This window comes from Suilimivivens aceti, from assembly GCF_025567405.1.
GTDB classification, from domain to species: domain Bacteria; phylum Bacillota; class Clostridia; order Lachnospirales; family Lachnospiraceae; genus Suilimivivens; species Suilimivivens aceti.
In genome coordinates, this window is the sequence record NZ_JAOQKJ010000013.1 from 59320 (window position 1) to 66383 (window position 7064).

Annotated in this window: 9 protein-coding genes and 1 pseudogene; 9 read left to right on the forward strand and 1 reads right to left on the reverse strand. The window is 44.2% G+C overall.

Translation table 11 applies throughout. From position 1 onward, the window contains the following. Positions 1 to 128: 128 nt before the first annotated feature. The 4 genes from OCV77_RS13965 to OCV77_RS13980 all read left to right on the forward strand — a co-directional run bounded on the left by OCV77_RS13965 (position 129) and on the right by OCV77_RS13980 (position 2872). Positions 129 to 1070, forward strand: a complete 942-nt coding sequence (locus tag OCV77_RS13965) for a DUF5301 domain-containing protein (RefSeq protein ID WP_262575611.1) — start codon at positions 129 to 131, stop codon at positions 1068 to 1070. A 718-nt stretch (positions 1071 to 1788) separates the two neighbouring features. Further along, positions 1789 to 2061, forward strand: a complete 273-nt coding sequence (locus OCV77_RS13970) for a helix-turn-helix domain-containing protein (RefSeq protein ID WP_015524252.1) — start codon at positions 1789 to 1791, stop codon at positions 2059 to 2061. Continuing rightward, on the forward strand, positions 2021 to 2398 hold the full coding sequence (locus OCV77_RS13975; protein WP_147514746.1) for a TnpV protein: 378 nt from the start codon (positions 2021 to 2023) through the stop codon (positions 2396 to 2398). The genes OCV77_RS13970 and OCV77_RS13975 overlap by 41 nt, the downstream gene beginning before the upstream one ends. Before the next feature lie 54 nt (positions 2399 to 2452). Next, on the forward strand, positions 2453 to 2872 hold the full coding sequence (locus OCV77_RS13980; RefSeq protein WP_173785159.1) for a nuclear transport factor 2 family protein: 420 nt from the start codon (positions 2453 to 2455) through the stop codon (positions 2870 to 2872). A gap of 114 nt (positions 2873 to 2986) precedes the next feature. Here the strand turns inward: OCV77_RS13980 and OCV77_RS13985 are convergent, their stop codons facing one another. Next, the gene (locus OCV77_RS13985; RefSeq protein ID WP_262575614.1) at positions 2987 to 3793 is read right to left on the reverse strand and encodes a helix-turn-helix domain-containing protein; all 807 of its coding nucleotides are present in this window, start codon (positions 3791 to 3793) and stop codon (positions 2987 to 2989) included. A 484-nt stretch (positions 3794 to 4277) separates the two neighbouring features. Here OCV77_RS13985 and OCV77_RS13990 point away from each other — a divergent pair, with 484 nt between their 5' ends. The 5 genes and pseudogenes from OCV77_RS13990 to mobQ all read left to right on the forward strand — a co-directional run. After that, a complete protein-coding gene (locus OCV77_RS13990; protein WP_003533394.1) occupies positions 4278 to 4466 on the forward strand; it encodes a hypothetical protein in 189 nt (62 codons plus the stop codon). After that, the gene (locus OCV77_RS13995) at positions 4463 to 4804 is read left to right on the forward strand and encodes a DeoR family transcriptional regulator (RefSeq protein ID WP_003533392.1); all 342 of its coding nucleotides are present in this window, start codon (positions 4463 to 4465) and stop codon (positions 4802 to 4804) included. Before OCV77_RS13990 ends, OCV77_RS13995 begins: the two co-directional genes overlap by 4 nt. After that, a complete protein-coding gene (locus OCV77_RS14000; RefSeq protein ID WP_002594808.1) occupies positions 4797 to 5093 on the forward strand; it encodes a DUF3847 domain-containing protein in 297 nt (98 codons plus the stop codon). The genes OCV77_RS13995 and OCV77_RS14000 overlap by 8 nt, the downstream gene beginning before the upstream one ends. A gap of 299 nt (positions 5094 to 5392) precedes the next feature. Further along, positions 5393 to 5884, forward strand: coding sequence for a hypothetical protein (locus OCV77_RS14005; RefSeq protein ID WP_002304359.1), 492 nt, complete (start codon positions 5393 to 5395; stop codon positions 5882 to 5884). A gap of 147 nt (positions 5885 to 6031) precedes the next feature. Then, a pseudogene (mobQ, locus tag OCV77_RS14010) lies at positions 6032 to 7064 on the forward strand (MobQ family relaxase); the annotation flags it as partial.

Sequence of the window (7064 nt, forward strand, 5' to 3'; positions counted from 1 at the left end):
CCCACTGAAAACGAGCCTATAAACATGCATTCACAATGCATAAAAACACGTTCCGGCTATTTCCCACACATTGAAATATACACTTAGATAACGTATAATACGAAATATATTTTGGGGGGATTATGACCATGAAAAAGAAATTATGCAGTATTGTTTGTCTTTGCTGCTTTGTTTCAATTATGTTATGTGCATGTGGAAGAAAAGAACAGGGGAATCCTATTAGATTGCCAGCCAGAGAGGATATTGTATCGATTGGTGTCTCTGACGGTGACAAATATGCTATGTCACCTAACACAGAAGGTGAAGCTACGGAGTTTATTGATGAATTTTTATCTATGCTAATGGATATGGAAACAACCAGTCAGCAATCAATCAATGATGCACCGGTCAACAAAGATTCTATTACGATCAATATAAATTGTGATGGGGCGGCAGGAACTACTCTTTTTTACTATGTAGATAAAGGAATCGAATATGTAGAACAGCCATATCAAGGAATTTATAAACCAACGCCTGCTTTAGGTAATTGTATAACTGAAATGCTTGCTTCGGCAGATAATAGACCGCTAATGGTAACATTTCAGGCATCGGTAATTGAAACGAATCATGATTCAATAATAGTAAAACCGGTAGATGGTTCTTTGGAACTTGATTCAGCAGATAAGTTTTATATATCAAACGAAGAGAACCTTGAATTGCAAATTGGAGATTTCGTAGAAATTAGCTATAACGGAGAAATAATGGAATCATATCCTGCACAATTAGGAGAGGTTTATAAAATTACCGTGATAGAACAGACAGAAGCAAATGCCATGTGGGATAGAATACCTATGGTAAGAATAGATGGTAAATTATACTTCGATACAGGGAGAGAAAGCATCATGGATGCACGTTGTGGTATTATGGATGGAGAAATAACATCAACTGTCGATGGAACTGAAATACCAACAGAAGATAATCAGTCTAATTTTGGAAGTGGATTTGGTTATCAGTATGGGGCAGACGATACAATAGAAATTTATATGAATGAAAAGTGGTTCGTCTTTGAATACAGAGAAGAATCTGAATGAGAGAATAAACGATAGATAAGTCAAATTAAATTCAAAAGGCTGTCTCAATAAAGGGATAGCCTTTTTTCAATTCTCAGCCTAAATTTTCTCAATATTCAGTAGGCAAAATCCAAGATACAGTTTTGCATATTCCAACGGCTCATCAATGGCAAGTGCGTTTAGTGCACAGCCTGATCCGGGAAGGTTTTCCGGGCTTTTCTTATACCTAAACGGGTGACAAAAGTTTGACTGTTAGAGCCCGGAGGAATCGACCAATCCGAGCTCATTAGAAATAGCCAATTATTCCAGACGATTTTCCTGAGGTCAGGAAAATCGTTGCAGCTGGAGCAGCCACGAAACAAAAAAAAGATTATGAGCTGTCATTCATTCTTTAATAAATATGCTGTTACGAAGTGTGTAAATCGTATATGAAAAACCCTGGCTGTTGAATTCGATGGAACGCCGTGTGTGGTGAAAACTGCATGCACGGTGTGGAGCGGGGGAAAATCTGGAGATTACATCAAAAGATTACCTATCGCTATCTGGTGCTAAGTCTCAGGGCATGAAGCAGTTCATGGCTAATTAAAGGGAACAAAAAGAAAGGAAAAGCACAATCCAGACGGTATTAGCGGCAGGCTACAAGAATAAATTGTGATTACACAAGATTGGTGTTATAATAAGAGAAAAGTTCCTGCCGGGGCAGCCGCCCCGGTGGTATGGATAGAAAGGCAGGAAAAATATGCACATCAGCTATAAACCACTCTGGCACACACTGTTAGAGCGTGATATGAGGAAAGAGGATTTAAGGCTTGCCGCTGGTATGACAACGAATATGATTGCCAACATGAGTAAAGAGGGAAAGCACATCAGCATGGACACATTAGCCCGTATCTGCGAAACGCTGAATTGTGAGATTACTGATGTAATTGAGTTAGTACCAGACGAGCCTGCTTCCACAGGAGGTAAGGAACATGAGCGAATTAAAACCAAGAATAACGGAAAACGGAATTGATTATATCCTTGTTGGAGATTACTACATCCCAGACTTGAAGCTGCCGGAGGAACACCGCCCCATCGGAAAGTATGGACGGATGCACCGGGAATATTTAAGAGAAGTCCACCCAGCCCGATTGAACACATTGACACTGACCGGGGAGTTATGGACATATCTTGCAGACCTGAACGAACAGGCACAGGAACGGTTAGACACCATCATAGAGCAGATGAAAGCTGCCGAGGGCGTGACCGAGGAATTGAAGCGTACCTGTCAAATGGAATGGGTGCAGCGTTGCAATAACATTCACAACCGGGCAGAAGAAATTGTTTTGCATGAGATGATTTATTCATAACGGTATGGATAGAGTGATTTTTTATTCAATCGAAAGTTAGTGAGGTGTTGAATCATGAATGAAAGAGAAAAAATTATTCAATTGTGGTTTGAAATGTGGCTTACAAAACAGGATTTAGGTATTGATAATATTTTTACGGAAGATGTAATTTATACTGAAAGTTGGAGTCCTCAATATAATAATCGTCAAATCGTAAAACACTGGTTTCAGGAATGGAATACCCGTGGCAAAGTCGTTGTTTGGGAAATTAAACAATTCTTCCACAAGGAAAATACTACGATTGTAGAATGGTATTTCAAAAATGAAATGAACAATGGGAATATAGAGGAATTTGATGGGATTTCTCTGGTTGAATGGACAAAGGATGATAAAATAAAGTCATTGAAAGAGTTTGGTTGTAATTTGAATAATTATAATCCTTATGAGCATAGCGACCAACCCGAATTTAGGGAAGAAAGACCAAGTTGGTTTTAATATTAAATCTATAACCGAAAGCTACAGTTTACCGAACTAAACTTTTAACTGAATAACCACAGAACAAACCGCTGTTACATGGAAGTCAACAAACCATGCAACAGCGGTTTTTCTTTATCGTTTTTTCCTCTGGCTGATAGGCGTTCCCATTTTCTTTGACTTTTTGAGAATCCGAATCAGCCAGCGAAATTCTTCATCTGACAGATTTTTATAGTTGATGCCGAGCTGTTTGCAGTAAAGGACAACCAGCTTTTCATCCCGGCTGCCCTTGAAATTTTCGACCGCTTCCAGATTTTCTTTCAGTTCATTGGCAACGGTGGTCTGGGGTGCACTCTCGCTGTCCTTTTTATGGGCTTCCCGAATATCCCGGATAATGAGGTTGAGGTCATCCAGAACCATGTGGCTGAAATATTCATCATCACTGATATGGGCGGCTTGCAACACTTTCAAATGGGGGTCATCTTCGCCAGGGCGATACCGTTCAATGATTTCATGCCGGACGGTATCGACAAGGGCGTTGAGGTTCTGAATCTGCATGGTGGCAATCCCATCCACATAAATCTCAATGTCCGCAAGAAACTTGATAAAGTCCTTATGCGTGGCAAGTTCGCACAGCAGACGGTTGTTAATCCGACCGCTTTTCAGAAGTGCTACCATCTCATCACTCAAATGCAGCTCCCTTAATGGCGTGTTGATCTCCGCCCGGTTCTCTGTCCGGCAAAAGAGATAATCGAGGGACACCCCATAAAAATCTGCCAGCGTGATAAGGTTTCCATGATTGATTTCCTTATAGTCATCTTTTTCATAACTGCCAAGAGCCGATTTTGAAATACCCGTTTGCTCTGCCAGTTCTTCCAGTTTTAATCCTTTGTTTAATCGTAAATCTTTTAGCCGTTCCTGTATTGTAGTAGCTCCGTTCATTGAAGCAGTTCCCCCTTTCTAACGACATTTATAACCGTTGAATTGATTATATCATATCAATTCCGCAATCGTGGAAATTTCTGATTTTTACCCCTAATTCCTACTTTGTGGACATACGGCACAGGGCACAAAAATGTTCTATGATACAGGTAGTTCATCGATGGATTATTCCAATCGAATGACCAGCCTGTGTGGGATATGCTTCCCCGGCGATGTAGTGCCATGACTTTTGGCAGGGATATGGAGGAACCCTGACCAAAACGAGCGTACCAACGGGAGCGATACGCCGCTGTGAGATTCAGGGGAGGAACGACACCGGGGAGAACTGGCGAACTGACACCGAAATGATACCGAAACACGACAATCTGATAGGGGGATAGTCTACCCTATCGTTGATACTTCGGGAGATTTTAGGCGGTTCTATGGCTGTAATTTTGCCAAAAATCGCCCCGAAACCATACACAAAAACGGGAGGAAGCGCAATATGCCGAGAATGAGCAAAAAGAGAAAGCATGAGCTTTCCTTTTACCTCAATGACCGGGGGCGTGTCACTTACAACGAATTATGCCGGAAATGCCAGCATGGGTGCAGGCAGAGCTTCCGGGCGGTTGTGATTAACTGCCCCCGTTATTTATCCAAACGAGCAAAGAAAAAGGAGGAACACACCGAATGAATTTTGAATTTATGACGATAGACACACCATTGCCGCTCTGTATGCCCTTTCCCAGAGCGTTAACAGGATTTCCAGTCAGCAGCACCGCAAAGGTTATGTACTGCCGGATGCTGGACGCTATGCTATCCAAAGGGCAGGAGGACGAGAACGGAATCCTGTTTGTCTGCTTCCCTGTCACAGCCCTTGCCGCAGTCCTGTCCCGCAGCTCTATGACGGTCAAGCGTTCTTTGAATGAACTGGAAACCGCCGGACTTATCATGCGGGTGCGTCAGGGCGTGGGAGAACCAAACCGGATTTATGTGCTGATACCGGGAAAGGAGGACGCTGCCCTTGCCTGATACCTCAAAGCTGGAAAAGCTCAACCGGGAGCTGGAGAAAAGCGAAAAGAAACTGCGGAAAGCCATCAATGATGAAAAGGCATTGCAGCACCAGTTGAAGCAGCTTACCCGAAAGGAACGGACACACCGGCTCTGTACCCGTGGCGGTATGCTGGAAAGTTTTCTGCAAGAGCCGGAACGCCTGACAGATGATGATGTAATGCTGTTGTTGAAACTCATTTTTCACAGACAGGACACGCAGGAACTATTGAAAAAACTACTGGAACGGGAGAAGCCGGAAACCCCTTAGTTTACTAAGGGCGCAATTATACACCACCCAGAAGTTGGTGCATTGCGTTCTCCGAAGGCTCCTCGCCGGAGGGCTGTGATTTTCCGCAGTCATGGTCTGCTCCAAATCAAACAGGGGACGCTACGCTTCCCCTGCGCTGGCTGCCGCCAGCTACCCTTTTGTGGACTTGCCATCTGGGGACACTTTGCGCTGCAAGCTGTTCCCAGCCGACAAGTTTCATAAAATATGCTATCTTTTCGATAGGCAATAAAGTATAATGAAGTCAGCAATAAATCAGAATTTGATGGGATGGTGATATTATGAAAAAGATAATGGCAGTTATGCTATCGTTGCTTGCTTGTACGGTTCTGCTTGCAGGGTGCAACACTTCCTCCGAAAGCAATGAAGAACAGTCCTTAAAAGTATATTCATTTAGCGGAGAAAATGAATATATTTCTGTGTCGAATGGTGTAATTATTTTAGATGGCAAAGATGAAATTTGCTATGGTGGTGATTTGAAAGTGATGTCAGACGATTTTGCTAATATTACCACATACTCAACGACCATTTATATCAATGGAAGCGAAAAAGAAACTCTGCTTTCTAATGGTGTTGATGATCAGACAGGTGAGACAATAGATGTTTCTGGAAATGTTGGACAAATTTCTGGTGACATTCTCAGAGATAGTGACGCTGATAAGTTGACTGATAATTTGTGGTTTGAATTGAAAACAACCAATTTGAACGGAGAAGAAAGCACTTATCGGGTACAGTTAGAGACAACTGAAATCACAAAGGAAGTCAAAAAGTAACCCCAAACTCTTACAACTAAATACCCGCCGCCCACACAGCGGCACACCAAGCAGGAAATCTGAAAAAGGTTGCCTGCTTTTTTTCTGCCCAAAATGAGGTGGCAAAACGCCACCCCATCCACCAATTACTGAAAGGAGGGACACGAAATGCCCTGTCCACACAATGAAATCACGATTGTGCAGCGCAGCCAGCGGCAGTCTGCGGTTGCCGCCGCTGCTTACCAGAGTGGTGAAAAGCTGTTCTGTGAATACGACCAGCAAGTGAAGCACTACCCGGAAAAGCGTGGTATCGTCCACAATGAAATCCTGCTCCCGGCAAATGCCCCGCCGGAGTATGCAAACCGCAATACCTTATGGAACGCCGCCGAAGCGGTGGAGAAGCAATGGAACTCCCAGCTTGCAAGGCGGTGGGTGCTTACCATTCCCAGAGAGATACCGCCCGACCAATATGCTGTCCTTGTCCGGGAGTTTTGTGAGCAGCAGTTTGTTTCCAAAGGTATGATTGCTGACTTTGCCATCCATGACCCCCGTCCGCCGGGACACAATCCCCACGCCCATGTCTTACTCACTATGAGGGCAATGGACGAACATGGGAAATGGCTTCCCAAGAGCCGCAAGGTTTATGACTTTGACGAAAACGGGGAACGGATAAAGCTACTATCCGGCAGGTGGAAAAGCCACAAGGAGGATACGGTTGACTGGAACGACCAGAAGTATTGTGAAATCTGGCGGCATGAATGGGAGGTCATCCAGAACCGCTATCTGGAAGCCAATGACCGCCCGGAGCGTGTGGACTTGCGTTCCTATGCCAGACAGGGGCTTGATATTATCCCTACTGTCCATGAGGGAGTTGCTGTCCGGCAGATGGAAAAGCGTGGTATTCAGACGAATATCGGCAACCTGAACCGGGAAATCAGAGCCGCCAACAGCCTGATGAAGTCCATCCGGCAGCTCATCCACAACCTCAAGGGCTGGATTGCCGAGCTGGGCGAAAAACGGAAAGAGCTGCTTGCACAAAAAGCGGCGGAGGAAGCAACGCTTCTCCCCAACCTGCTGATGAAATATATGGAGATACGAAAGGAAGAACGAAAAAGCTGGACGAGGGCTGGACAGAACCGGGGGACTTCACAGGACTTAAAGGCAGTCAGCGAAGCCTTGTCCTATCTCCGGCAAAAGGAGC